The sequence below is a fragment of the Bariatricus sp. SGI.161 genome (assembly GCF_050313695.1).
GTDB lineage: Bacteria > Bacillota > Clostridia > Lachnospirales > Lachnospiraceae > JAFBIX01.
Genome location: NZ_JBNPLX010000004.1, coordinates 105420 through 131911 on the forward strand (window position 1 = coordinate 105420; position 26492 = coordinate 131911).

Below are 26492 nucleotides of genomic sequence, written 5' to 3' on the forward strand. Positions count from 1 at the left end.
AAGGAGGGCTAGTATGAATATTTTAGTTGTTGATGACGAGAAGGAAATTGCGGATGTTGTAGAACTGTATCTCCAGAATGATCAGTATAATGTGTACAAGTTCTATACTGGTCAGGATGCGTTGGATTGTATTAAAAGCAGGAAGATTGATCTGGCAATTCTGGATATTATGCTTCCGGATATTGATGGTTTTCAGATTCTTAAGATGATTCGGGAGAAGTATACTTTCCCGGTGATCATGCTGACGGCGAAGACGGAGTATATGGATAAGATTACGGGTCTTACGCTGGGGGCGGACGACTATATTCCGAAGCCGTTCAATCCTTTGGAGTTGGTGGCACGTGTAAAAGCGCAGATTCGTCGATATACGCAATATAATGATGGGGGAAAAGACGAAGGAGATGTCATTGATTTTGGAGGACTTGTTTTGAACCGAACGTCTCATGAATGCGTTTACAATGAGGTCCCTCTGACGTTAACTCCGATTGAATTTGATATCCTTTGGCTTCTCTGCGAGAATCGGGGAAAGGTCATCAGTTCGGAGGAATTGTTTGAAAAAGTATGGCATGAAAAATATTATAAGAACAGTAACAATACGGTGATGGTGCATATCCGTCATCTGCGGGAGAAGATGAGTGCACCGACCGGGAAATCAGATTTTATCAAGACAGTTTGGGGAGTAGGTTATAAGGTTGAAGAATAACTATCGTAAGTTAAAGGTCAGTATATTGCTCCAGACGGTATTTGTCACGGCAGTGACGGTTCTGGTCGGCGGATTTTTGCTGAATTACGTGATCGACGGTATTTATAATGACAGTTTTGCCAAAATATTTGTCAATTGTATGATGGCGTTCAATATGAATGAAAGTCAGGCGAAAGACCTGTACTGGAAATTAATCGGGGACAACAAGATGTTCTTTATGATTGTTGGTTTCCTGTTACTTTTTGCGCTATTTTTCTATGTGGCACTTTCTAAGATGACCAGGTACCTGGATCAGATTGGATATGGAATTGAAAATATTGTGTCAGAATCTACGGAGCCGATTCATCTGATTACGGAATTAAAACCAATTGAAATTCGTCTGAATGAGATTAAGGCAACTTTGAAGAGGCAGGAATTAGAGGCGGAGGAGAGTGAGAAGAAGAAAAATGATCTGGTACTTTTCCTGGCACATGATTTGAAGACGCCGCTTACATCGATCGTTGCTTATCTCAGCATGCTGGACAGTCACCCGGATATGCCGGAAGAAGAGCGAATCAAATATACCCATATTGCCATGGAAAAATCTCTCCGCCTTGGGGAGCTGATCAATGAATTTTTTGATATTACCCGTTATAATCTTCAGAATATTGAGCTGGAGCCGGTAGAGATCAATCTGTCTTTTATGCTGGAACAACTGGCAGATGAATTATATGGTGTTTTGCAGGAGAAGAAATTATCCTGTGAGGTTAACGTTGAAGAGAATCTGATGGTATACGGTGATCCGGATAAACTTGCCAGAGTATTTGACAATATATTAAGAAATGCAATCGCATATTGTTATGCAAACACGGTGATTCGGATAGAAGCCCAGATGAAAAAGGGAGATGTAGAGATTATTTTTACCAATCAGGGCGATAAGATTCCGGGAGCAATGCTCCAGACGATATTTGAGAAATTTTACCGGGTGGATGGTTCCAGATCCAGTGGAACCGGCGGTGCAGGGCTGGGACTGGCCATTGCAAAACAAATCGTAGAGTTGCATGGTGGGCTGATCCGTGCGAAAAGTGATGATCTGAGGACACAGTTTATTGTAACTTTGCCATCAAAGACAGAGAAGGAAGAGGGAGCAGCAGATGAAATTCATACACATCGCAGACGTACATTTAGGGGCAAGACCGGACGCAGGAAACGCATACAGCGCAAAGAGAACAAAGGAAATATGGAATAGTCTGAGAAGGATTATTGAGGTATGTAATGAAGAAACTGTAGATCTTCTTCTGATTGCGGGAGATCTGTTTCATCGACAGCCATTGTTGCGAGAATTAAAAGAAGTAAATTATCTTTTTGGTTTATTAGAAAATACTCAAGTTGTACTGATTGCAGGAAATCATGATTATGTTAAGAAAGATTCTTATTATAGAAGTTTTCAGTGGGCAGAAAATGTTCATATGATTTTAACCGAAGAAGTTACCAGTGTCGAGATACCGGAATTGTCGCTGGCAGTGTATGGATGCAGTTATCATACGAAAGAAATCCCAGAAGGACGATACGATCACGCCTGTCCTGAGAAAAAGCAAAAGTATGAGATATTGCTGGCACATGGCGGAGATGAGAAGCACATTCCGATTCAGAAGAATCAGGTGATGTCTCTTGGGTATGATTATGTGGCATTAGGTCATATTCATAAACCACAAGTGATCGTTGCGGATCGAATGGTATATGCAGGAGCCTTGGAGCCAATTGACAAGAACGATACCGGCCCACACGGTTATGTGTCAGGGCAGATGTCGGAACAAGGATGTCAGATAAGGTTTGTACCAATGGCGTCCAGAGAGTACATTCATCTGGAGGTGCAGGTTCATAAAAAAATGACGGGGAATGAACTGAGAATGCAGATTGCATCTCAGATTCAGGAACGAGGCATACAGAATATATATAAAGTGGTCGTAACAGGGTTTCGGGATCCAGATATCATCTTTGATTTGGAGGATATGGACACTTATGGAAATATCATAGAGCTGACAGATGAGACCAGACCGGCATATGAATTTGAAAAGCTTATGGACCAGAACCAGGATAATCTTCTTGGACAATATATTAAAAGCCTGAAAGATTATGAGGAAGACAGCATAGAATATATGGCATTATGTGAAGGTGTGCAGGCACTGATGGAAACGAGAAGAGGCTAGATATGATAATTCAGGAATTGAGATTAAAGAATTTTGGAAAATTTACAGACAAGTCCATACAATTAAAAGAAGGTATGAACCTTATGTATGGCGAAAATGAATCCGGCAAATCTACGATCCATACCTTTATCAAAGGGATGTTTTTTGGAATGGAACGAGGCCGTGGAAGAGCGTCTGTTTATGATACATACAGTATCTATGAGCCGTGGGAGAATCCGAATTATTACGCTGGCTCATTGAGATTTCAAGTAGGGCAAAAGACCTTTCGACTTGATAGGAATTTTGACAAGTACTCAAAAAAGGCAGAATTAATCTGTGAAGATGACGGAGAAGAATTGTCGGTTACGGATGGAGATCTGGATGTATTATTGGGAGGGCTGAATGCCGGAAATTATGAGAATACGGTATTTATCGGTCAGTTAAAGATAGAGACCGGTCAGTCTCTGGGAATAGAATTAAAGAACTATGCGACAAATTATTATGCAACGGGAAATAGTGAACTTGATCTAGGTCGAGCATTGCAGTCTCTTCAAGAGAAAAAGAAGCTTCTCGAGCGTGATGAGAAGAATTATCTTATGAAAAAGCAGCAAAAAAGGGAACGGATGGAACAGGAAGCTTCTTATGTATGGAGAGATATCCATCACCTGGAAGAAGAGTGTGAACGTATTACAGGAGAATTAGAACATCGCCAGGAAAAGGAGAAGGATCAGGAAGAGAATCGGCGAAAGATTGATGAACTTAGGCCGGCAAAATGGAGAATTCACCCGGTTGAACTTTTGCTGTTTGCTGTGTTTGTGATACTTGCTTTTGCGTTGATCGCAAAACCATGGAATTATCTGGTCGCAATTGTAATTTTTCTTGCTTGTGGATTATACACCTGGAATCGGATGAAAGTGGGGAAAAAGCAGGAAAAAACGGCACCTGAGATTTTGCTGGAAGAGATTACACCAGAAGAAGAGAAGATTCCGTTAGACAGACTTGTCTGGGAAAAATCACATGTGGAAGAGGAATTGAGAGAAAAGCAGGTTCAATACAGTAATTTACAAGAACAATTGACAGAATTAGATGAAGTCAGTGAGGATTACCGAGAATATGACAGAAAGCGCAGAGCCCTCCAGTTGGCTATGGATCAGCTGAATAATCTGTCTGCAAAATTGCAGCAACAGTTGAAGACGATGCTGGATGGGAAGGCATCGGAGATCCTGGAATATATTACGGATGGAAAATACACCAGACTTTTTATTGAAGAGAATCTGCATATGAGTGTTATGGCAGAAGGAAGAAAAGTTCCAATGGAGCAGTTGAGCAGGGGGACGATAGAACAGATATATCTTGTCCTTCGCCTTGCAGCAGGCGAGCTATTGTTTGAGGAAGATTATCCGGTGATTCTGGATGATACGTTTGCATATTATGATGAAAATCGATTAAAAAAAGTGATGCAATGGCTGAGCATTCATAAGAAACAAGTCCTGATCTTTACCTGCCAGAAGAGAGAAAAACAACTATTGGAAGAACTGAATATCGCCTATCATGAGGAGATCATATAAATATAAAAGGAGAGGAAATCTGGTTAGATTTCCTCTCCTCTGTTATATTTATCCACAACGTTATGGATACGATCTACTGGGTTCAAGATACTGCTGATAGATCCATCATGATTCAATGTATCGATCATGAGTGCAATATATTTACTCATATCACAGTTGATATAATAAGGACGATCCAACAATTCCGGTGTCTGATAGATTAAGTTGGTGGTAAGAATTGCATCGATAGTCCCTTCTTCATATGCTTTGTCGAATTTGTCGAGTCCGTTTGTGAACAGACCGAATGTTGCGGCAGCAAAGATTCGTTTGGCTTTGCGCTGTTTCAATTGACGGGCAACATCCAGGATACTGTCTCCAGAAGAAATCATATCATCCAGAATAATGACATCTTTGCCTTCGACAGAAGAACCTAAAAATTCATGAGCAACAATTGGGTTGCGTCCATCGACGATCTTGGTGTAATCACGTCGTTTATAGAACATACCCATATCAAGATTCAATACGTTTGCAAGGTAGATCGCACGTCCGGTAGCACCTTCATCAGGACTGATTGCCATCATATGTTCGCTGTCAATCTGCAGATCTTTAAAACGGCGAAGAAGACCCTTGACGAACTGATAAGTCGGGCGCACCGTTTCGAATCCATTCAGTGGAATTGCATTCTGAACTCTTGGGTCATGAGCATCAAATGTAATGATATTGTCGACACCCATACGGACAAGTTCTTGAAGTGCAAGTGCACAATCCAGAGATTCCCGATTGCTTCTTTTGTGCTGACGGCTCTCATATAAGAAAGGCATGATGACATTCAGACGTCGAGCTTTTCCTCCAACTGCAGCAATTACACGCTTCAGATTCTGGTAATGATCATCCGGAGACATGCGGTTGGTGTGACCGGTCAAAGAGTAGGTCAGACTATAATTGCAGACATCAACCATAAGATATAAGTCTTTTCCACGGATAGATTCATTGATAATACCTTTGGCTTCGCCGGATCCAAATCGTGGAACTTTTGCATCAATAAGATAGGTATCTCGTTCATAACCGTTGAAGACAACATCGTCTTTATAGGCAGAGCCATCTTCCTTTCTCCATTTTACAAGATAATCGTTCACCCTATTGCCCATCTCGGTGCAACCGTCGAGAGCAATAATTCCAAGTGCTCCGACAGGTATGTTTTCTAGAATGCGATCATTACGGCGTAACATCATTTGTACCTCCCAGGTTTAATAATTTTTTTTGGATGCGGATATCGTCACCAGTCAGCCTCAGAATCGTATAATTACTGCTGATCCGGGAAAAAGTCCGCTCTGAATAGATTGATTTTATATCTTCCAACGCGAGGTTGGTAGAGATAATAGTAGATTTCTGTCTTAATATACGTTCGTTCAGACAGCTGAACAATTGTGATACCGTGAATGTATTGGAAAACTCGGTTCCCAAATCATCAATAATCAGAAGATCACAATCGTAGATCAGTTCTTGAGCCTGCAAATTCTGTTCCTCTTTTTTACCAAATGTGTTCTTTGCCAGGATATCAAATAATTGAGCTGCAGTAAAGTATACAACAGAAAAGGAAGTATCCATCAATTCCTTGGCAATGCAGTGGGAGAGGAAGGTTTTGCCGACCCCGGTGTCGCCATATAATAGAATATTGTGAAATTCATCGGAAAATGTATCTACGAAATCATGACATACCTTTAATGCGGTCTGCATGGATTCCAACGAAGATCTTCCTGTAAGAGGATCTATGTGGTTGTTGGAATAATAACTTAGAGAACAGGTAGAAAAGTTCTCTTTATCCAGGACTTCCTGTAAATTGGATTGTGTATATAGAAGCTCCACGATTGCCTGCTTGAAACAATGGCATTTTTCAGTTCCAATATAACCTGTGTCCTGACAGTCAGGACAGTTGTAATGGAGCTCCAGATAATCTGCCGGCAATCCATGGGATTGAAGAAGCCGCTTTTTCTGTGCAATCAGGAAATTCAAATCCTCTTTTAAAGAAGACAATGCCTGACTGTCTCCGGCAAGGAGTCGGCGTGCTTTTTGAACACTCATGGCAGAGATAGATTGATCCAGCTCTTCTAACTCTGGAATGAAAGAATATGCCTGCCTGTAGTGTTCCCTGAGTTGATGTTCATTATCCAGTTGTTTTTGTTCATAAGTACGCATCAATTGATCGTACTGAGAATTGGAAAGTGCCATGCCGGGGAAAATCTCCTTGCGTTATGTATTTATTGCTGAACTAACTTGCGCTCTAAATCGTTCATATCGTATGAGCGACCATCGAAATTGTTGAACTTTGTCGTCTTTATATGCTTGTCTGGTTTTGTGGCCTGAGCTGTCTTCTGCTCTTTTGATTTTAGATAATCGGCATCCAGTGCCTCGATATCTTTTAGATAATGTACATTCTTGCTTCGCCAATTCTTTAAAATGGTATCTGTATATTCAAAGTTAGGCTGATGAATCGTATTCATCGTGCGGTTGCATGCTTCCAGAATAATGTCCAAAGTGAATCCGTATTCTTCATTCCATTTTTTGATATAAGTAATCTCTGAAGCAGCAGGTGCACGTCCCTTGATTCCATATGCGTTCAAGACAGAATAACAGTTCTTGTTATACGCTACGGTGCTTGCTTTTGCATCGGAAACGGTCGTGATCTTCTGCTCGTTCCAGGATAAAGCAACTTTTTGGATATAATGCATGCTTTTATGACCATTTTCCACACAGTATTCAATTAAATACTCAATTAATTCTGCAGACATATGCAGAGTATCAAAAAAGTATGTAATGGTATCAATATCAACAGCAGACAAAGTCTTACCGAGATACTGTTCGGCAACGAAAAGAAGCTCTTTGAATTCCTTACGTTCCTTGCGACTTCTGTATTGCTGTATGTTAGGCACAGCGGCAGAATCATTGTCGGAGACAGCTCCTGTGTCGGAAACAGTCATAGTGGCTGCAGCAGAATGAGCAGATGTCTCTGATGTCTCTGCCTTGCTTCTGCCAGTATCTGCATTATGCTCTTCGGTATGGTCACAGTAGTCCAAAAGTCCTTGATTCTTCCAGTACTTCAGTGCGCGCAGTACATCCTTTTCTGTACATTCCAGGATATCAGCAATCTCAGAGATGGACAGCATTCCAGAAGCTTCATTCAAATGGCGCAAAAGAAGAAGATATACTTTTACATATTCGCCGTTTGCCTTGATCATATAACGGTCTATAAATTCATTCTCCAGCACAGTAGTATTTCCCTGTGCATAATTAGTAAGGGTCAATTTCTTCATAATTCTTACGCCAGTCCTCCTCGTTGGTTCCATACACATTTTTAGAAATATCGTAGAGATATTATAGCACCAGAAAGACAGGGACAAAAGAAATTTCTGACCCAAAAATCAAGTTTTTTGTGGATAAAAATCTGTGGAAAATGTGGATAACTAGCGTTTCAAAAGGTCTTCGCCAATATTTACAACGTCTCCCGCTCCCATAGTTATCAACAAGTCTCCTTTTTGACATTTTTCCATACAGAAATCTTCAATCTCTTTAAATGATGGGAAATAATAAGCGTCACGTCCATTTTCGATTAATGCATCGGCAATATCCTTGGAAGATATTCCCAGGGTGTCTGTCTCTCTTGCGGCATAGATGTCGGCAAGGATGATATGATCGGTATGCGATAATGCTTCCACAAACTCAGGGAATAAAGCCTTGGTTCTGGTATAAGTATGTGGCTGGAAAATGCACCAGATCTCTCTGTGAGGATAATTCTTTGCAGCCGTCAGGGACGCGTTGATCTCTGTTGGATGATGTGCGTAATCATCAATAATTGTAATTCCGTTTATATCACCTTTGTGTTCAAATCGACGGTTAGTTCCATGGAATTCTTTCAGTCCTTTTTTCATGGTTTCCACAGGGATATCCAGAAGATCAGCGGCAACTATTGAGGCCAATGCGTTAGATACATTGTGGTCACCATTGACGGAAAGGGAAATCCTGTCAACAAATGTTCCAGATTTTACCAGATCAAAAGATGCCTCACCTAAGTTATTATGGGAGATGTTGGTAGCACTGTAATCCATGGAACTGTCATTTCCATATACAAGAACCCTGCATTTCAGGCCATCAATGATCTCTCCCAGGTCTGGAATATTGCCATTGATGATTAAGGTCCCGTCTTCTGGCAGGAGTTCAGCAAATTTACGGAAAGAATTGCGGATATCAGCCAGATCTTTAAAGAAATCTAAATGATCTTCATCAATGTTCAAAATGATACCGATCTTCGGGAAAAAGTGAAGAAAGCTGTTGGTATATTCGCATGCTTCTGTTACAAATAATCCAGAATCTCCTACGCGGATATTACCGCCAATTGCCTTTAAAATTCCTCCGACTGAAATGGTAGGATCCATCTCGCCAGCAAGCAGAATATGAGAAAGCATAGATGTCGTTGTTGTCTTGCCATGTGTTCCCGATACGGCGATCGGAACGTCATAGTTGGTCATCAACTGCCCGAGAAGCTCTGCTCTGCTTAACATAGGAAGTCCTTGTTGTACGGCAGCCTGAAATTCTTCATTATCTTCATGAATTGCGGCGGTGTAGACAACAACATCAATTCCCGGGATGATGTTGGATGCTTTCTGTCCGTAAAAAATGTTGGCGCCCAGCTTGGACAGGTGGTCTGTCAAGGCAGATTCTTTGTTGTCAGATCCAGATATGGTAAAGCCCTCTTTTAAGAGAATCTCGGCAAGACCGCTCATGCTGATACCGCCGATTCCGATAAAATGTACGTGTGCAGGCTGATGAAAATTAATTTTATACATAAGATACCTTCCTTTTTCATGAATGTTCTATTTTTATAAAAAAATAGTCATAAAAGTATTTCTCTATCCATATTATTATATACATATATGAGAAAAAAACCAAGTCGTAAATATTTGTGATATTTTAATAAAATGTTCACGAAAAATTCATTTTTTTTGTAAAATTTGTTCACTACTAAAAGAAACTGTGGTATAATGTGAACGACAAGATTACTGAGAAGGGGTGATGACATGAGAAAAAAAGAGATGATAGCAATGCTGCTGGCAGGAGGACAAGGAAGCCGCTTAGGGGTTCTTACAGCAAAAGTTGCGAAGCCGGCTGTTGCTTTTGGAGGAAAATATAGAATTATTGACTTCCCGCTCAGCAACTGCATAAACTCAGGAATTGATACGGTCGGAGTGCTAACGCAATATCAGCCATTACGATTGAACACACATATTGGAATTGGAATTCCATGGGATTTGGATCGTAATTTTGGAGGAGTTACGATTCTACCTCCTTATGAGAAGAGCAGCAACAGCGAATGGTATACCGGTACGGCGAATGCGATATACCAGAATTTGGATTATATGGAGACCTTTAATCCGGACTATGTATTAATTCTGTCAGGTGACCATATTTATAAGATGGATTATGAGGTTATGCTGGATTATCATAAGGAGAATCATGCAGACGTGACTATCGCTGCAATGCCTGTACCATTGGAAGAGGCAAGCAGATTTGGTATTGTGATCGCGGACGGTGACGGTAAGATATCAGAATTCCAGGAGAAGCCACCGCAGCCAAAGAGCAATCTGGCATCTATGGGTATTTATATTTTTAGTTGGCCAGTATTAAAAGAAGCGTTGCTCGCGTTAAAGGACGAGCCAGGATGTGATTTCGGTAAGCATATTATTCCGTATTGTCATAATAAGGGACAGCGGTTGTTTGCATACGAATACAACGGATATTGGAAAGATGTTGGAACGTTAGGATCTTATTGGGAAGCCAATATGGAATTGATTGATATTATTCCGGAGTTCAATCTTTATGAAGAATTCTGGAAGATATATACGAACAGTGAGATCCTTCCACCACAGTATATTTCCGGACAGGCAGTGATTGAAAGAAGTCTGATTGGAAATGGTTCTGAGATTGGCGGTGAAGTACGTAACTGTGTCATTGGTTCGGGCGTAACCATAGAAGATGGTGCCGTTGTCAGAGATTCTATCATTATGAAAGATACGAAGATCAAGAAAGGATGTGTCATTGATAAGTCGATTATCGCAGAGAACTGCGAGATTGGTGAGAATGTTACATTGGGAATTGGCAGTGATGTACCGAACAAACTCAAGCCGGCGATTTATTCATTTGGCCTTGTAACAATTGGTGAGAATTCCGTGGTTCCGGATGGAGTTCAGATTGGAAAGAATACTGCGATTAGTGGTGTTACGACAAGAGAAGACTATCCGAATGGAATACTGGAAGGTGGAGAGACATTAATAAAGGCAGGTGAACGAGCATGAGAGCAGTAGGAATTATTTTAGCAGGCGGAAGTAACAACAAGATGCGTGAACTGACTCAGAAGAGAGCAAGTGCAGCAATGCCGATAGCAGGAAGTTATCGTGCGATTGATTTTGCTTTGAGTAATATGTCTAATTCGCATATACAAAAAGTAGCGGTGCTGACTCAGTATAATGCGCGTTCATTGAATGAACACCTGAATTCATCAAAATGGTGGGATTTTGGAAGAAAGCAAGGGGGGCTGTATGTATTTACCCCTACGATCACAGCAGATAATGGATACTGGTATCGTGGAACTGCTGATGCGATTTATCAGAATCTGGATTTCCTGAAAAGATGTCATGAGCCGTATGTGATCATTACGTCTGGAGATGCTGTATATAAAATGGATTATAACAAGGTGTTAGAATACCATATCAATAAGCGGGCCGACATTACGGTGGTTTGTAAGGATTTGGGGCCGGATGAGGATGCCAGCCGTTTTGGAACGCTGAAAATGGATGAAGATATGCGCGTTTTGGAATTTGAAGAGAAGCCGATGGTCGCAACTTCGAATACCATATCAACGGGAATCTATGTGATCAGAAGAAGACTGTTGATAGAATTGATTGAGCATTGCGCAGAAGAAGACAGATTTGATTTTGTAACTGATATTTTGATCAGATATAAGAATCTGAAAAAAATATATGGTTATAAGATAAAAGATTACTGGAGCAACATATCAACAGTGGATGCTTATTATCGGACGAACATGGATTTCCTGAAACCGGAAGTAAGAAATTATTTCTTCAAAGAGCGTCCGGAGATCTACTCAAAAGTGAGCGACCTGCCGCCAGCGAAATATAATCCTGGTGCGGTGGTTAAGAACAGTCTTGTGGCGAGCGGAAGTATCATCAACGGTACGGTAGAGAATTCTATCCTTTTCAAGAAGACGTTTGTCGGAAATAATTGTGTCATCAAGAATTCAATTATCCTGAACGACGTCTATCTCGGTGATAATACATATATTGAGAACTGTATTGTAGAGAGCCGCGACACGATCAGAGCAAATACACGTCATGTTGGGGAAAATGGTGTGAAGGTAGTTGTGGAAAAGAACGAGAGGTATGCACTATAGTGCAACGGCTTGGAAGAAAGGGGCTAGAAGAAAAATGCAAATCACAGATGTACGCGTGCGTAAAGTAGCAAAAGAGGGAAAATTAAAAGCAGTGGTTTCAATTACTATGGATGAAGAATTTGTAGTACATGATATCAAAGTTATTGAGGGCGAAAAAGGACTCTTTATTGCTATGCCAAGTAAGAAGGCTTTGGACGGTGAGTATCGGGATATTGCACATCCGATTAATTCAGGAACAAGAGAACGCATTCAGAACATTATTCTTGAAAAATATGAAGAGGCATTAAAAGAAGAACCAGCTGAGGAATAAGAAGGATAAAAGAAGAGGGAGTGCTCCCTCTTCTTTTTTGATGAATTTGGGACGGGGGAAATTGAGATTTCCTCCGTCCCAAATTAAAATAACCCTGTCCCTTTTTATAATTCAAAATGTAGGAGTTTGTGTGTTTTAGGATGCTGAAATTCTAGTTTATAGGCACACAGACAGATTTCTTGCCATTCGTTCCGTTCGCTGCAATGGGGATTATACTTGGTGTCCCCGATGATAGGACAGCCGATATTGGCTAATTGTACACGAATCTGGTGATGGCGGCCGGTATCCAGATGGATGTCAAGTTCAGTTTGGGACGGAGTAAAATTAAAATTCCCCCGTCCCCAATTAAAATAACCCTGTCCCTTTTGGATGATTTTGTAGGAGAGTCTGGCAATTTTTGCCCCTTTTGTGTTGGCGGTGCAAATTTTGGCGGTGTTGGTTTTTGTATCTTTTATCATGTAATTTTCTAGCTTGCCTTCATCTTGAGGGGGGCATCCGTCGACAAGGGCACGATAATATTTGCCAAATCCCTGGGAAGTGAGTTGTTTGTTTAGTTCTTTTGCGGCAAATGGAGTCTTGGCAAATACAAGAATTCCTTTAACTGGCTGGTCTAAGCGGTGAATTACTGCGAGGTAGGGTTCTCCTTGGGAAGGATTGGATTGATATATGTGATTTTTTAATAAATTTACCATATCGGGACTGCCGATTCGTTTGCTTTGAGTTGCGATTCCGTGGGGTTTTACGCATACAAGGATATGGGAATCTTCGTATAATATTTCCAGAGTATTTGCTGCCATATATAATTCTCCTTGACTTTGATTCTTTTCGCTCTTATCATTTAACCATAGTGTGAAAGAATATGCAAATGAAACGAGGAAGAATGTTATGGATTATATATTGTTGATAGTAGGGTTTGTTCTGCTGATTAAGGGCGCGGATTTTTTTGTGGATGGAAGTTCGAGCGTTGCAAAAATACTGAAAGTTCCAACGATTATTATTGGACTTACTGTTGTGGCTTTTGGAACCAGTATGCCGGAACTATCGGTCAGCGTCACGGCAGCAATACAGGGGAGTAATGATCTGGCGGTTAGTAATGTTTTGGGGTCAAATATATTCAATCTTCTGGTAGTGCTTGGCTGTTGCGCGTTAGTGAATCCAGTGCAGGCAAAATGGTCTTTGCTAAAGAAAGAATTTCCTTTCTCAATCTTTATCGCGGTAATTTTGCTTTTGCTAGATTCGGATTTTTCCATTGCAAAAGTTTTAAGCGGAGAAGGGACTTTTGTCCTTGGAAGATGGGGCGGACTTTTATTTCTGATATTATTTGCTGTATTTCTCTATGCGACGGTAAGAGATGCTCTTGCATCAAGAAATGAAGTGTCTGAAGTGGAAGAGGATTATAAAGTGATGAGTCCGATGAAAAGTGCATTATATATAATCGGAGGGCTTGCTGGGATTGCGCTGGGTGGCGATCTGGTTGTAGACAGTGCTTGTAATATTGCTGAAACATTCGGGCTTAGTCAGACCTTTATTGGCTTGACAATTGTGGCCCTTGGAACCTCTCTGCCGGAATTAGTGACTTCTATGGTTGCGGCAGGAAAAGGCGAAAATGATCTTGCAGTGGGAAATGTGGTTGGCTCGAATATATTTAATATATTGCTGATTTTAGGAATATCTTCTGTGATCACACCGATTACATTGGATGTTACAGCGGTTTATGATACCGTCTTGTTAATTGTAGCAAGTTTGATCGTTTATTTTTCGGCAATCAGCAAGCGAGAGATTCGAAGAACAGAGGGAGCTTTGTTTTTGCTTGCCTATCTGGCGTTTTTTGTGTATATTTTGATTCGATAGTGGCATGTTTTGTCTTGACAAATAAAAAACAATGGATTAAAATTACGTTTAATTGAATAACCTGCTGGCAATGATGGTTGCAGAAGGCAGGATGGGTGAAGAAGAGGAATAGTAATTACGGATGCAATTCTACAGAGAGGGAATCCTTTGGCTGAAAGATTCTTGTATTGATAAGTAATGAACCTACCTTGGAGCCCCTGTATGAAAGTACAGCGTGACACTAGCGTTAATGGTGACGAGAGAGAGCTGCGAGAGGGTCGCAGTTAACTAGGGTGGTACCGCCGAGCTTTTCGGTCCCTTTGATGGGAACGAGAAGCCCGGTGTTTTTTGTTTTATTTAAAGTCAAAACATTTGACAAAGAGCAGATTGGTTCCCGGCTAAAATTATCGTGGGGCAAGGGCCCTGCTAGAAAAGAAAAGGAGAAGAGAAACATGGCAAAGGAAAAATTAGTAAAAAATATCACACCACGTGATGAAAATTTTGCACAATGGTACACAGATGTTGTTCGTGAAGCACAGCTGTGTGATTATTCAAGCGTGAAAGGATGCTTGAATTATCTGCCAAATGGTTATGCGATCTGGGAACTGATTCAGGCAGATCTGGACAGACGTTTTAAAGAGACAGGTGTGGAAAATGTATATCTGCCAACCTTGATTCCGGAAAGTTTGCTGGAAAAAGAGGCTGAACATATCGAAGGATTTGCACCGGAAGTTGCCTGGGTAACTCATGGCGGTATGGAAAGATTGCAGGAAAGAATGTGTATTCGTCCTACATCTGAGACGTTGTTCTGTGATTTGTGGGCTAAGACAGTTCGTTCTTATAGAGATTTACCAAAGGTATGGAATCAGTGGAATTCTGTTCTTCGTTGGGAAAAGACAACAAGACCGTTTTTACGTTCAAGAGAATTCCTGTGGCAGGAAGGCCATACTCTTCATGCAACTTATGAGGAAGCTGAAGAAAGAACCATCCAGATGTGGCAGGTATATAAAGACTGCTATGCTGAGACGTTGGCAATGCCTTTCGTAGCAGGAAGAAAAGCGGAACATGAAAAATTTGCAGGTGCACAGGATACCTACACAATCGAAGCGCTGATGCATGATGGAAAAGCACTACAGTCCGCGACCAGCCATTTCTTCGGAAGTGGATTCCCAGATGCATTTGGCATTAAATATGTGGATAAGAATAATCAGCTTCACAGTTGTTACGAGACTTCCTGGGGATGGTCTACCAGAAGTATCGGCGGCCTGATCATGGTACATGGTGATGACGATGGATTGGTTCTTCCTCCACACGTTGCACCAGTTGAATGCCGTATTATTCCAATTGCACAGCACAAAGAAGGCGTGCTTGACAGAGCATTTGCACTGCTGGATGAATTGAAAAAAGCTGGTTATAGAGTGAAGATCGATGATTCCGATAAGAGTACAGGATGGAAATTCTCCGAGCAGGAGATCCTGGGTATTCCTACCCGTATCGAGATTGGTCCAAAAGATATCGAAAAGAACCAGGTTGTAGTCGTACGTCGTGATAATCGTGAGAAGATTGTAGTATCTCTGGACGAAATTGCCACAAAATTACGTGACATCTTAGAGCAAGAACAGCAGGATATGTATGACAGAGCAAATGACTTCTTACAGAGCCATATTGATACAGCAACAACGATGGACGAAATGAAAGAAAAATTCCAGGCAAACCGTGGTTTCGTAAAGGCTTGCTGGTGCGGAGATCCAGAATGCGAAGGTGAAGTAAAATACGTCACAGGTGGAGCTGCGACCAGATGTCTGATTGAAGATGAAGAAATGATTTCAGACAAATGTATCTGGTGCGGAAAACCAGCAAAACACATGGCATATTGGGGCAAATCATACTAAGCTCCTTAGTTGGGGACGGGGGTTTTTTCAATTTCCTCCGTCCCAAATTAAAATATCCGTGTCCCTAATTCATTTTGCGGTGTCCCTCTTTGCAAAGGAGGGAGAAAAATGCCAAGAAGAGCAAGACAGGAAAGTTCGACTGGAATGTACCATGTAATGGTGCGTGGATTAAATAAAATGCCGGTTTTTAAAGAAAAAGGGGAAAAAACCCGTATCATCAATTTGATTCGAGAGAATCTTTCTGAGTATGAGGTGGCTATTTTAGCATATTGCATAATGCCAAATCATTTTCATATGTTAATCAAAGCTGATTTGAAAGAATTAGCGTCATTTATGGCTAAAGTCTTAGCCGCATTTGCACATTATTATAATTATAAACATCATAGAATTGGATATGTTTTTCAGGACAGATTTAAGAGCCAATGCGTAGAAAAGGAAAGTTATTTTTGGAACTGCCTTCGATATATCCACAGAAATCCGGCGAAAAATGGAAGCGTGAAAGAAATGTTGGATTATAAATACAGCAGTATGTCAGAATTTTACAGAGGAGTTCGAGACATTCTGGATGAGAAGGCTTTTTTGATGGTAAATCAAAAGTTTCACACAAATCAGGATTTTCTTGAATTCCACAGATTTGAGAGTTGGGATATATTTGACGATGTGGATGAGGATATGGAAAAAAACAACATGAGAATTGCAAAGGAAATTCTTGCAGAATACAAGTGGAAATATAATTTGCAGGAGGAAGAATTGTTTAATTATGTTGAGATAAGAAAAGAATATAAAAAAGAACTAATGAAAGTTTTGCAAATATCACAGAAAAAAGTAATGATTATTATGCAAAATATTAGAGGAGGATTAATAGGGACAGGGTAAAATGAAAAAGGGACACGGTTATTTTAATTTGGGACGGAGGAATTTGAAAAAACCCCCGTCCCCATGTTATGATGGTGTATAGATGAATGTGAGGGAGGATGAGATTGTGGGAAACCTGAATATACAATTGCCGACGAATGTAAGGGTGATTATTGAGACGTTGCAGGGACATGGATATGAGGCTTATGCCGTTGGTGGATGTGTCAGGGATTCGATTCTTGGCAGAGAGCCGGAAGATTGGGACATTACAACGTCTGCTATGCCGCAGGAAACGAAATCTTTGTTTCATAAGACATTTGACACTGGAATCGAACATGGGACGGTCACGGTGCTCCTTGACAAAGAAGGATATGAAGTGACAACGTATAGAATTGATGGCAAATATGAAGATAGCCGTCATCCGAAGGAAGTAACGTTTACGCGAAGTCTGAAAGAAGATTTGCTGCGGAGAGATTTTACGATTAATGCGATGGCTTACAATGACAAAGATGGGCTCGTGGATATCTTTGGCGGTGTGGAGGATTTAAATAAAAAAATAATACGATGTGTGGGAAATGCGAGGGAACGTTTTTCCGAAGATGCACTTAGAATTCTTCGGGGAATTCGATTTGCGGCTCAGCTTGGCTTCTCGATAGAGGAGGAGACGCGGTGCGGGATGCAAGAACTGGCCCCTACGCTTTACAATATCAGCGCAGAGCGGATACAAGTGGAGTTGGTGAAAATGCTCACTTCGGCGCGGCCAGAGTTATTGCGGGACGCATATGATCTTGGTATTACGAAGATATTTTTGCCGGAATTTGACCGTTTAATGGTTACAGAACAAGAGACGCCGCATCATATGTACAATGTGGGAGAGCATACATTACATGCATTGCAGAATGTACGTGCCGATAAGGTGCTGCGATTAACGATGTTGCTGCATGATATGGGAAAGCCGGCGTTAAAAACCATGGATGAAGCAGGTGTGGCGCATTTTAAAAAGCACGCTTTAGAAAGTGAAATTATTGCAAAATCCATATTGAGAAGATTAAAATTTGACAATAATACGATTGGTAAAGTGACGAAATTGGTGCGTTACCATGATTATCGAATGCCTGCAACGGCTAAGAATGTCCGTCGTGCAATGAATATAATCGGAGAGGATCTGTTCCCATATTATATGGAGGTCCGCCGTGCAGATATACTCGCGCAGAGTATGTATCAGAGAGAAGAAAAAGTGAAAAATCTGAATGATATCGAAAAGTTGTATCAGGAAATAGTAGAGACTGGGCAGTGTGTATCATTAAAAAATCTGGCCGTTACAGGAAAGGATTTGATCGAAGCAGGGATGAAACCGGGAAAAGAAATCGGAGATAAATTGAACGAACTGTTGGAAATGGTAATAGAGAATCCTGAATTAAATGAAAAAAACGAACTTTTAAAAAAACTTAAATAAGCTCCTAATCATATTTTATCTTTTTGCATCATACGCTAGAGAGAATATGTAATGTAGAGTGCAGGGGATGGATATGCAGGAGTATGAACAAAGTATATTAGAACAATATGATATTGAAGTCAGCGGCACCCGCAAGACCAGGGGTGCTATTTTATGCGACACAGTTGAAGGAATTCTGTTGCTTAAGGAAGTAAAAGTGTCCAAAAAACGTATTCCTGCGTTATATGAGTTACATGAATATCTTCAGAATCAGGGGTATACACAAACGGATCGGATTGTGCTGACGAAGACGGGGGAATTTCTCTCAGTCTTGGAAGATGGAAGCAGATATGTGTTGAAGCTATGGTTCCGGGGACAGGAATGTGATATTAAGAAACCGTCAGAGCTTTTGGCAGCTTCGGGGAATCTGGCGAAACTGCATACCCTGATGTGTCATAGGATGGAGCATAGTGTGATGCCGGGTGCACATCTTGAAGAGGAGTACCTGAGGCATAATCGAGAATTAAAAAAAGTAAGAAGATTTGTGCGTGGCATCTCTCCCAAGGGGGCGTTTGAATCCTCCTTTTTAAAATATTTTGACCAGATGTATCAATGGGCGGCGATAGCATTAGAGGAATTGGAGAATTCAGATTACGAGAAGCTTTATCAGGAGAGTGTGGAAAATTGCTGTATGACCCATGGGGAATACAATTATCATAATGTCCTGATGCTCTCAGGAAATAATTTTTTGGCAAATGGGAGTTCAGGGAGCGGCAATTATAGAAAAGAGCCCTATGGTATTGCTACAACGAACTTTGAAAAATTTAAACGAGATGTCCAAGTTGAAGATTTGTATTATTTTTTGCGTAAAGTTATGGAAAAGCATGGGTGGAGAGAGAGACTGGGTGATAATATGTTGAATGCATATTCAGCAATCCGCCCACTTACAGATTCAGAGATGGAGTATCTGAAGATTCGGTTGATTTATCCGGAAAAATTCTGGAAAATCGCAAATTCATACTACCATTCAAATAAAGCATGGATATCCACGAAGAGTATTGAAAAACTGGAGCTGGCAATTAGGCAGACAGAAGAAAAGAAGCGATTTTTAGAGGATATATTTTCTTTTCATTTGTAGATTCCTGTTGTATAATAGAATCATTAAGGACAGGAGGTACGACAATGGAATATCGTGAAAATTATGAAGCGTGGTTGAGCAATCCATACTTCGATGAAACTACAAAAGCGGAACTAAAGAGTATTGCAGAGGATGATAAAGAGATCAAAGAGCGTTTTTACAAAGATCTTGAGTTTGGAACTGCCGGACTTCGGGGAATTATCGGTGCAGGAACGAACCGCATGAATATCTATACTGTAAGAAAAGCAACCCAGGGACTTGCCAATTATATTATTAAGAAGGGCGAGCAGGGCAAAGGGGTAGCAATCGCTTATGATTCTCGTCGTATGTCTCCAGAGTTCGCGAACGAGGCAGCTTTGTGCCTGGCGGCAAATGGAATTAAGGCATATGTGTTTGAATCCTTGCGTCCAACACCGGAATTGTCTTACGCAGTGCGTTCTCTGGGCTGTATCGCCGGAATCAATATTACAGCCAGCCACAATCCACCGGAATACAATGGATATAAAGTATACTGGGAAGATGGCGCACAGATTACACCACCTCATGATAAAGGAATTATGGATGAGGTAAAGGCTGTTGTAGATTACAATACTGTTAAGACAATGGATCAGGAAGAAGCAAAGAAGGCTGGCCTGTATCAGGTTATTGGCGCAGATGTAGATGATGGATACATAGCAGAACTGAAGAAGCAGGTAATTCATCAGGATTCTATTGATGCGGTCGGAAAGGATCTGAAGATTGTATACAGCCCGCTTCACGGAACTGGCAATATCCCTGCAAGACGTATATTGAAGGAACTGGGATTTGAGAATGTATATGTAGTAAAAGAACAGGAGCTTCCAGACGGTGAATTCCCAACAGTTTCTTATCCGAATCCAGAAGCAGAGGAAGCATTTGAACTGGGATTGAAACTTGCCAAGGAAGTAGATGCAGATCTGGTACTTGCTACAGACCCGGATGCTGACCGTCTTGGCGTGCGTGTAAAAGACAAAGATGGCGTTTATCATACATTGACTGGAAATATGTCCGGCTGCCTGTTGGCAGATTATGAGATTGGACAGCGCAAAGCTCTCCAGGGACTTCCGGATGATGGTTATCTGATCAAGACAATCGTTACCTCCAATCTGGCAGATGCAATCGCGAAGGGATATGATATCGGTCTGATTGAAGTACTGACAGGATTTAAATTCATCGGACAGCAGATCTTAAAATTCGAGACCACAGGTAAGGGAAGCTATCTTTTTGGATTTGAAGAAAGTTACGGATGCCTGATCGGAACTCATGCAAGAGATAAAGACGCAATTGTTGCCACAATGGCATTGTGTGAGGCTGCTGCATATTACAAGACTCAGGGAAAGACTCTGTGGGATGCAATGGTGGACATGTATGATAAATATGGCTACTATAAAGACGACATTCAGTCTATTACGTTAAAAGGAATCGAAGGACTTCAGAAGATTCAGGAGATCCTGGAGACGCTTCGCAAGAACCCACCGACAGAGGTTGGCGGATATAAGGTGCTGAAGGCAAGAGATTATCAGGCTGATACCATCAAAGATATTGCGACTGGCGAAGTAACTGCTACTGGCCTTCCAAAGTCTAATGTATTATATTATGATCTGACAGATGATGCATGGCTGTGTGTAAGACCTTCCGGAACAGAGCCAAAAGTAAAATTCTACTATGGAATAAAGGGCACATCTCTGGCAGATGCAGATGAAAAATCAAGCAAACTGGGAGAAGAAGTTTTGTCCATGATTAACACAATGCTTTAAGTTATTAAAAAAGTGTGAAAAACCCTGAAAATACGGGGCAAAACTGAGAAATCACCTTGACATTTACATGGAAAACAGGTATAACTGTAACTAAAGGCGTTTCATTTAAATTGTTATGAAAGTCGCGTTAAATTAGTAGAATTAAATAAATAAGGGATTCTATATGTAAACAAGAGGAGGAAATCATCCATGAACAAAACAGAATTAGTAGCAGCAATCGCTGACCAGGCAGAATTATCAAAGAAGGATTCTGAGAAAGCATTAAAAGCATTTATCGATGTTGTAACAGAAGAATTAAAGAAAGAGCATAAAGTTCAGTTGGTAGGATTCGGAACTTTCGAAGTTAGCAAGAGAGCAGCAAGAGAAGGAAGAAATCCACAGACTGGTAAGACAATGAAGATTGATGCTTGCAAAGCACCAAAATTCAAAGCTGGTAAAGCATTAAAGGACGCTGTTAACGAATAATTCGGTGAGCTGATATGGAATAAGATTAAGGGTATCTCAAAAGCCGTAAAAGGCTTGAGAGATACCCTTTATTACTCTATAAGAAAATCTGTTTTCATCAGGTTTTTGAGCTGATACGAAAAGTGAAGGAATACGGAGAAGGAGAGAATATGAGATTAGACAAATTTTTAAAAGTATCCCGTTTGATTAAGAGAAGAACGGTGGCTAATGAGGCGTGTGATGCGGGTCGTGTGCTGGTCAATGGCAACGTGGCAAAAGCTTCGGTGAAAGTAAAACCAGGAGACATCATTGAGATTCAGTTTGGAATGAAAACGGTCAAAGTGGAAGTTCTGGATATCCAGGAGACTACGAAGAAAGAAGAAGCGAAAGACTTGTTCCGGTATTTGTAATAAATAGAAACAACCTTTCATAAGATAATTAAGAAAGGTTGTGAGGCACATGGAAGAAAGAACGGTACAAAAAAATCACAAACTGGTGATCAATAATCGAAAAACCAGTCTGGTGACAGGAGTTATTGATGTACTATCCTTTGATTTAAATGAAATATTATTGGAGACGGAACAAGGGATGTTGATGGTAAAAGGCAGTGATCTGCATGTGAATCGCTTAAGCCTTGAGAAGGGAGAAGTGGATCTGTCGGGGAATATCGACAGTGTCGCTTATTCTGAAGTGCAAGGCTACGGAAAACATCAGGAAAATCTATTCTCAAAACTATTCCGGTGATGCCATGCCGGGAATTGAAGAAGAGATGATGATATTTCTGGCAGCAGTTTTTTCTGGTGCCATTGTGCGTCTTACCTATCGGTGTATCAGCTGCTTTCGTCGGATTGTAAAGCATAGACGATATGCAGTAGAAGCTGAAGATCTAGTCTTCTGGACAGGAGCAGCTATATATTTGTTTGTGCAGATTTACCACACAAGTGATGGTAGCATACGATGGTATTTTGTACTAGGTGTTGTGGTTGGGGCGGTTTTTATGACGTTTTTTTTGAATTGTTTGGAAAAGATGCACAAAAAAATCTACGTTTATAAGAAAAAAGAATTTCAGTCAAAAGCTTGATAAAAAAAACAAAAAAAGTTAATATATTATTATTAATCGGGCGAGTATTGCCGGCAGGGGTGTCGGCGTAAGGGTGAGTAATAATTATGAGTGGTATGAAGCAAAGACGTCGCAGAAGACGGACTAAGAAAAGTATGCAGCGCCATAAAAGGAGCGTTTTTGCAGTATGTGCCGTTGTTTTTCTATTGTTTGCGGTGATATCCGTCAATAGCATGACATTAAGGGCTAAGGATCAGTCCTATCAGGCACAGGAGCAGGAACTGGAAGAACAGATTAAGGAAGAGAAGGCGCGTTCGAAAGAAATCGAAGATCTTGAAGAGTACGTGGGTACGGATGAATATGTAGAAGATGTGGCAAAAGAGAAGCTGGGTCTTGTACATGAAAATGAGATCATTTTCAAAGCAAAATAATGAACAGAAGATAAGCTTTAGGAGACAAAATTCCTAGAGCTTTTTTATTTTTTACCGTTGAAAGGGGAGCAAAGAATGACGGAAATAAAAGAAAAAGAACCTTTTTTGAATCCATATGTGATCCAGATGGACAAGTTTGCGGATTCATTGATGCATTTGTCGAAGACATTTCTTACTTTAGAAGATTATAAGGGGACATTTTCGAAAGAAGAGATTGAAGAAATGTTTCAAAAGGTTACGGATAAAGTATGCGAGAACTGTGAGAGGAAGGAGTGGTGTCTGGGAGAAAACCGAGTGCATACCTATCAGATGGTATATGAGATATTGTGTGCGGTTGAGGAATATGGAGCAGAGCTGAATATTGAATTGAAAAGAAGTCTGCAGAAGCGATGCATTATGGCACCGCGGTTTTTGCGGGAGACTCTGGAAGTATTTGAGAATGCAAAAAAAATTCTGCTGTGGAACCATAAGATCGTACAGAATCGGGAAGGATTCGCCAGGCAGCTGAAGTATTTTGCCAAGATGATCCAATATACTACCCGAGAACTTGATGCAGGAATATTTGAAGATGAACATCTGGAAAAGCGATTGAAAACCCATTTGAAGAAAGCTGGTGCAAAGATGTTGTCTTCGGTGTTCTATATCACGCCGCAAGGAAAGTATGAGATTCATCTTACAGTAAAAGCGGCAAAAGGGCACATCATTGCCACAAAAGAATTGGCGGCTCTGGTTGGAGATCTGATGGGGAGGGTAATGATGCCCAGACAGGGAGAACGTCCGGTGGTGGGAGAGGAATATTCTACCATTGCCTGCGTTGAAAGCGCCAGATATCACACGCTTCAGGGTGTGGCAAAGATTGGCAAAGGATGTGAGAAGATCTCTGGTGATACCTTTTTGATGAAAGATCTTCCGGGCGGAAAAAAGGGAATTGTATTGTCAGACGGTATGGGCTCAGGAGAAGAAGCGTTTCGTGAGAGTGCGATGGTTGTTGAGATGCTGGAGGAACTCTTAGAAGCAGGGTTCCCGGTCAGAACGGCAATTCAGCTGATGAATACAGCATTGGTCATTGGAAGGGAAGAAGTGAGGTTTTCAACTGTGGATGCATGCCTGTTCGATCTCTATAGCGGCACCTGTGAATTTGTAAAAGCAGGGGCTTCTACAACATTTATCAAGCGGAAAGATTCTGTTGAGAAGATTAGTTCCACAACACTTCCAGTCGGTGTCTTACAGGAGTTGGAGATTGATGTGGAGACAAAAGAGCTGACGTCGGGAGATTATGTGATTATGGTAACAGATGGAGTAATCGATGCCCTGCCGGTGGGAGAGCAGGAAGCGTTGATGTGTACCTTTATACAGGATTCCGATATTGTGAATCCGAAAGAACTGGCTCACCATATTCTGGGGCAGGTACTGGAATGGACGGGAGAGGTGCCGATGGACGATATGACGGTGCTCGCAGTGGGGATGTGGAAATTATAAGGAAAACTTGCTTTTTATAGTAAAATTCTATATATTAAAGATATTCATTAGCAGACTAAAGAAGGATAGACAGATGTATCAGCGGGTCAAAGAGTATATTCATAGATATCACATGCTGGAAAAAGAGGATAAAGTGGTGATAGGCGTATCGGGAGGAGCAGATTCCATATGCCTTCTTTTCATGCTTATAGAATTACAGAAGGAATTGGGATTTTCTATTGTGGCTGTGCATGTTCATCATGGCCTTCGGGAAGGGACCGCGGATGCGGATGCGGATTATGTTCAGAAAGTCTGCCGGGAACAGGGGGTAGACCTTCGGATTTTCCGGGAAGATGTGAAGAAGTATGCTAAGGAGAATAAGCTGACATTGGAAGAGGCCGGGAGAAATATCCGCCGAATGCGGTTTGGACAGGTATTAGAAGAGAGTGGCGGAACGAAGATTGCACTTGCCCATCATCAGAATGATAATGCAGAGACACTGATCTGGAATCTGTGTCGTGGATGTGGACTGAAAGGAATGGGAGGAATTGCGCCGGTAGATGGAGTATATGTGCGGCCACTTTTATGTCTGAAGAGAAAAGAAATTGAATCATATCTTGCAGAACGGGGAATATCTTATTGTACGGATGAGACGAATCTGGAAGGCGATTATACGCGCAATCGTATTCGAAGTCATGTGATCCCCTATATGGAAGAGCAGATTAATCAGCAGACGGTAGAACATATGGCAGATACGATGGAACAGATGCGTAAGCTGGGTGAATTCGTAGAGCAGGAGACCAGGCGGCACGCACGGCAATGTATCCGATATGTGCACGGCAATCAGGCAATATTGAATGCAGAGGCTTACGGGAAAGCTCCCGAGGCGCTGCAAGCGTATATGATTCATGAGATGCTGTGTCAGATTGCAGGAAGACGAAAGGATATAGAATCTGCGCATGTCCGGGCGGTGATGGAGCTTATCGAAAAGCAGGTGGGACGAAGAGTAGATCTTCCCTACCACATGCAGGCCAGACGATGCTATGAAGGGATCGTTCTGTTAAAGACTACAGATGTGGATACGATAGAGGATATATCGGCGGAAGAACCGGCAACGTTTCGAATCTTTGAACGACAGTCGGATATAGTAATATTTCCGAAAAAAACCTACACGAAATGGTTTGACTATGATATAATAAAAAATACTGTAAAAATAAGGCATAGAGCGCCCGGAGATTATCTCACGATTGATAAAAACGGAGGCACTCAGAAGTTAAAGCAGTATTTTGTGAATGAAAAGATACCCCGGGAAGAAAGAGATCAAGTGTGGCTTGTAGCTGACGGATCGGAGATTATGTGGATCGTCGGGTATCGACAGAATCAGAAATATCAGGTAACTGAACATACCAGAAGAATTATGGAAATTCATTTTCATGGAGGAAAAAAAGATGGCAGAGAGCATTAAAGTGTTGGTCCCAGAAGCGGAAGTAGCAAAACGAATCGAAGAATTAGGTAAAAAAATCAGTGAAGATTACGCAGGTAAGCAGGTGCATTTAATCTGCGTGCTCAAAGGCGGAGTATTCTTCATGTGTGAACTGGCAAAACGAATCAGTGTGCCAGTATCCATGGATTTTATGAGTGTCAGTAGTTATGGCGATGGCACTTCATCCAGCGGTGTCGTAAAGATCGCGAAAGATCTGGATGAATCATTGGAAGGTAAAGATGTGCTTGTAGTAGAGGATATCATTGATTCAGGAAGAACGCTGTATTATCTTCTGGACATTCTGAAAAAGAGAAATCCAAAAAGTATGAGATTGTGTACACTTCTTGATAAACCTGACCGCAGAGTCAGAGATGTAAAGGTAGATTATGTGGGATTTGAGATCCCGGATGAATTTGTCGTAGGATATGGTCTGGATTATGCACAGAAATATAGAAACCTGCCTTACATCGGAGTTGTAGAAGGAGTGGAGTAGAAAGGGGC

The 26492-nt window shown here is 41.2% G+C and carries 26 protein-coding genes and 1 other annotated feature; of the genes, 21 read left to right on the forward strand and 5 right to left on the reverse strand.

Features of this window, described 5'->3' with window-relative positions; translation table 11 throughout:
• Window positions 1–13: 13 nt before the first annotated feature.
• Genes vanR through ACQRBH_RS03900 form a run of 4 tightly spaced genes read left to right on the forward strand, consistent with a single transcriptional unit; the run spans window position 14 to window position 4439 of the window.
• On the forward strand, window positions 14–703 hold the full coding sequence (gene vanR / locus ACQRBH_RS03885; RefSeq protein ID WP_235231957.1) for a VanR-ABDEGLN family response regulator transcription factor: 690 nt from the start codon (window positions 14–16) through the stop codon (window positions 701–703).
• Window positions 693–1931, forward strand: a complete 1239-nt coding sequence (locus ACQRBH_RS03890) for a sensor histidine kinase (protein WP_235231956.1) — start codon at window positions 693–695, stop codon at window positions 1929–1931. The genes vanR and ACQRBH_RS03890 overlap by 11 nt, the downstream gene beginning before the upstream one ends.
• A complete protein-coding gene (locus ACQRBH_RS03895; protein ID WP_427742777.1) occupies window positions 1837–2892 on the forward strand; it encodes a metallophosphoesterase family protein in 1056 nt (351 codons plus the stop codon). Before ACQRBH_RS03890 ends, ACQRBH_RS03895 begins: the two co-directional genes overlap by 95 nt.
• Window positions 2893–2894: 2 nt before the next feature.
• Complete coding sequence (locus ACQRBH_RS03900; RefSeq protein WP_427742778.1) at window positions 2895–4439, forward strand: ATP-binding protein; 1545 nt, start codon at window positions 2895–2897, stop codon at window positions 4437–4439.
• 23 nt (window positions 4440–4462) lie between these two features.
• Here the strand turns inward: ACQRBH_RS03900 and ACQRBH_RS03905 are convergent, their stop codons facing one another.
• From ACQRBH_RS03905 to murC, 4 genes are all read right to left on the reverse strand, one after another.
• A complete protein-coding gene (locus tag ACQRBH_RS03905) occupies window positions 4463–5647 on the reverse strand; it encodes a ribose-phosphate pyrophosphokinase (RefSeq protein WP_427760942.1) in 1185 nt (394 codons plus the stop codon).
• Complete coding sequence (locus ACQRBH_RS03910) at window positions 5634–6647, reverse strand: ATP-binding protein (protein ID WP_427760943.1); 1014 nt, start codon at window positions 6645–6647, stop codon at window positions 5634–5636. The genes ACQRBH_RS03905 and ACQRBH_RS03910 overlap by 14 nt, the downstream gene beginning before the upstream one ends.
• A 29-nt stretch (window positions 6648–6676) precedes the next feature.
• Window positions 6677–7729: a DnaD domain protein gene (locus ACQRBH_RS03915; RefSeq protein ID WP_235231951.1), complete on the reverse strand. Its 1053-nt coding sequence runs from the start codon at window positions 7727–7729 to the stop codon at window positions 6677–6679.
• Window positions 7730–7879: 150 nt separating this feature from the next.
• Entirely contained in the window at window positions 7880–9259 is a 1380-nt protein-coding gene (gene murC / locus ACQRBH_RS03920) for a UDP-N-acetylmuramate--L-alanine ligase (RefSeq protein ID WP_347376194.1), read from the reverse strand.
• A 231-nt stretch (window positions 9260–9490) separates the two neighbouring features.
• On the opposite strand from murC, the gene ACQRBH_RS03925 reads away from it, so the two are divergent.
• From ACQRBH_RS03925 to spoVG, 3 genes are read left to right on the forward strand one after another with little or no spacing between them, the layout of a single operon-like run.
• Window positions 9491–10765, forward strand: coding sequence for a glucose-1-phosphate adenylyltransferase (locus ACQRBH_RS03925; RefSeq protein WP_427760944.1), 1275 nt, complete (start codon window positions 9491–9493; stop codon window positions 10763–10765).
• Window positions 10762–11880, forward strand: a complete 1119-nt coding sequence (glgD, locus tag ACQRBH_RS03930) for a glucose-1-phosphate adenylyltransferase subunit GlgD (RefSeq protein ID WP_427742783.1) — start codon at window positions 10762–10764, stop codon at window positions 11878–11880. The genes ACQRBH_RS03925 and glgD overlap by 4 nt, the downstream gene beginning before the upstream one ends.
• 34 nt (window positions 11881–11914) lie before the next feature.
• A complete protein-coding gene (gene spoVG / locus ACQRBH_RS03935) occupies window positions 11915–12190 on the forward strand; it encodes a septation regulator SpoVG (protein WP_235231947.1) in 276 nt (91 codons plus the stop codon).
• Between the two features lie 104 nt (window positions 12191–12294).
• Here the strand turns inward: spoVG and ACQRBH_RS03940 are convergent, their stop codons facing one another.
• A complete protein-coding gene (locus ACQRBH_RS03940; RefSeq protein ID WP_427760945.1) occupies window positions 12295–12987 on the reverse strand; it encodes an RluA family pseudouridine synthase in 693 nt (230 codons plus the stop codon).
• An 88-nt stretch (window positions 12988–13075) separates the two neighbouring features.
• On the opposite strand from ACQRBH_RS03940, the gene ACQRBH_RS03945 reads away from it, so the two are divergent.
• From ACQRBH_RS03945 to hpt, 14 genes are all read left to right on the forward strand, one after another.
• On the forward strand, window positions 13076–14041 hold the full coding sequence (locus ACQRBH_RS03945; protein ID WP_427742786.1) for a calcium/sodium antiporter: 966 nt from the start codon (window positions 13076–13078) through the stop codon (window positions 14039–14041).
• An 89-nt stretch (window positions 14042–14130) separates the two neighbouring features.
• Window positions 14131–14343 (forward strand) — a binding site (T-box leader).
• 129 nt (window positions 14344–14472) lie between these two features.
• Window positions 14473–15912, forward strand: coding sequence for a proline--tRNA ligase (proS, locus tag ACQRBH_RS03950; protein WP_235231944.1), 1440 nt, complete (start codon window positions 14473–14475; stop codon window positions 15910–15912).
• Between the two features lie 108 nt (window positions 15913–16020).
• Window positions 16021–16788 (forward strand): REP-associated tyrosine transposase, encoded by a 768-nt coding sequence (locus ACQRBH_RS03955; protein WP_427760947.1) that lies wholly within the window; start codon window positions 16021–16023, stop codon window positions 16786–16788.
• A gap of 115 nt (window positions 16789–16903) precedes the next feature.
• Window positions 16904–18223, forward strand: coding sequence for a CCA tRNA nucleotidyltransferase (locus ACQRBH_RS03960; RefSeq protein WP_427760961.1), 1320 nt, complete (start codon window positions 16904–16906; stop codon window positions 18221–18223).
• 73 nt (window positions 18224–18296) lie between these two features.
• Window positions 18297–19340 carry a MarR family transcriptional regulator gene (locus ACQRBH_RS03965; RefSeq protein ID WP_427760948.1) on the forward strand — a complete coding sequence of 348 codons (1044 nt, stop codon included), beginning with the start codon at window positions 18297–18299 and terminating at the stop codon, window positions 19338–19340.
• 44 nt (window positions 19341–19384) lie between these two features.
• Window positions 19385–21115 (forward strand): phospho-sugar mutase, encoded by a 1731-nt coding sequence (locus ACQRBH_RS03970; RefSeq protein ID WP_427760949.1) that lies wholly within the window; start codon window positions 19385–19387, stop codon window positions 21113–21115.
• Window positions 21116–21271: 156 nt separating this feature from the next.
• Window positions 21272–21580 carry an HU family DNA-binding protein gene (locus ACQRBH_RS03975; RefSeq protein WP_328282588.1) on the forward strand — a complete coding sequence of 103 codons (309 nt, stop codon included), beginning with the start codon at window positions 21272–21274 and terminating at the stop codon, window positions 21578–21580.
• A 149-nt stretch (window positions 21581–21729) separates the two neighbouring features.
• Window positions 21730–21969 (forward strand): RNA-binding S4 domain-containing protein, encoded by a 240-nt coding sequence (locus tag ACQRBH_RS03980; protein WP_235231939.1) that lies wholly within the window; start codon window positions 21730–21732, stop codon window positions 21967–21969.
• Between the two features lie 49 nt (window positions 21970–22018).
• Entirely contained in the window at window positions 22019–22303 is a 285-nt protein-coding gene (yabP, locus tag ACQRBH_RS03985; RefSeq protein WP_235231938.1) for a sporulation protein YabP, read from the forward strand.
• Between the two features lie 4 nt (window positions 22304–22307).
• Window positions 22308–22640 carry a spore cortex biosynthesis protein YabQ gene (gene yabQ, locus ACQRBH_RS03990; RefSeq protein WP_427760950.1) on the forward strand — a complete coding sequence of 111 codons (333 nt, stop codon included), beginning with the start codon at window positions 22308–22310 and terminating at the stop codon, window positions 22638–22640.
• 86 nt (window positions 22641–22726) lie between these two features.
• Window positions 22727–23050: a septum formation initiator family protein gene (locus ACQRBH_RS03995; RefSeq protein WP_235231936.1), complete on the forward strand. Its 324-nt coding sequence runs from the start codon at window positions 22727–22729 to the stop codon at window positions 23048–23050.
• 75 nt (window positions 23051–23125) lie between these two features.
• Window positions 23126–24529: a SpoIIE family protein phosphatase gene (locus ACQRBH_RS04000; protein ID WP_235231935.1), complete on the forward strand. Its 1404-nt coding sequence runs from the start codon at window positions 23126–23128 to the stop codon at window positions 24527–24529.
• Between the two features lie 73 nt (window positions 24530–24602).
• On the forward strand, window positions 24603–25973 hold the full coding sequence (tilS, locus tag ACQRBH_RS04005) for a tRNA lysidine(34) synthetase TilS (RefSeq protein WP_427760951.1): 1371 nt from the start codon (window positions 24603–24605) through the stop codon (window positions 25971–25973).
• Window positions 25957–26484: a hypoxanthine phosphoribosyltransferase gene (gene hpt / locus ACQRBH_RS04010; RefSeq protein ID WP_427742793.1), complete on the forward strand. Its 528-nt coding sequence runs from the start codon at window positions 25957–25959 to the stop codon at window positions 26482–26484. Before tilS ends, hpt begins: the two co-directional genes overlap by 17 nt.
• The last annotated feature ends 8 nt before the right edge of the window (window positions 26485–26492 follow it).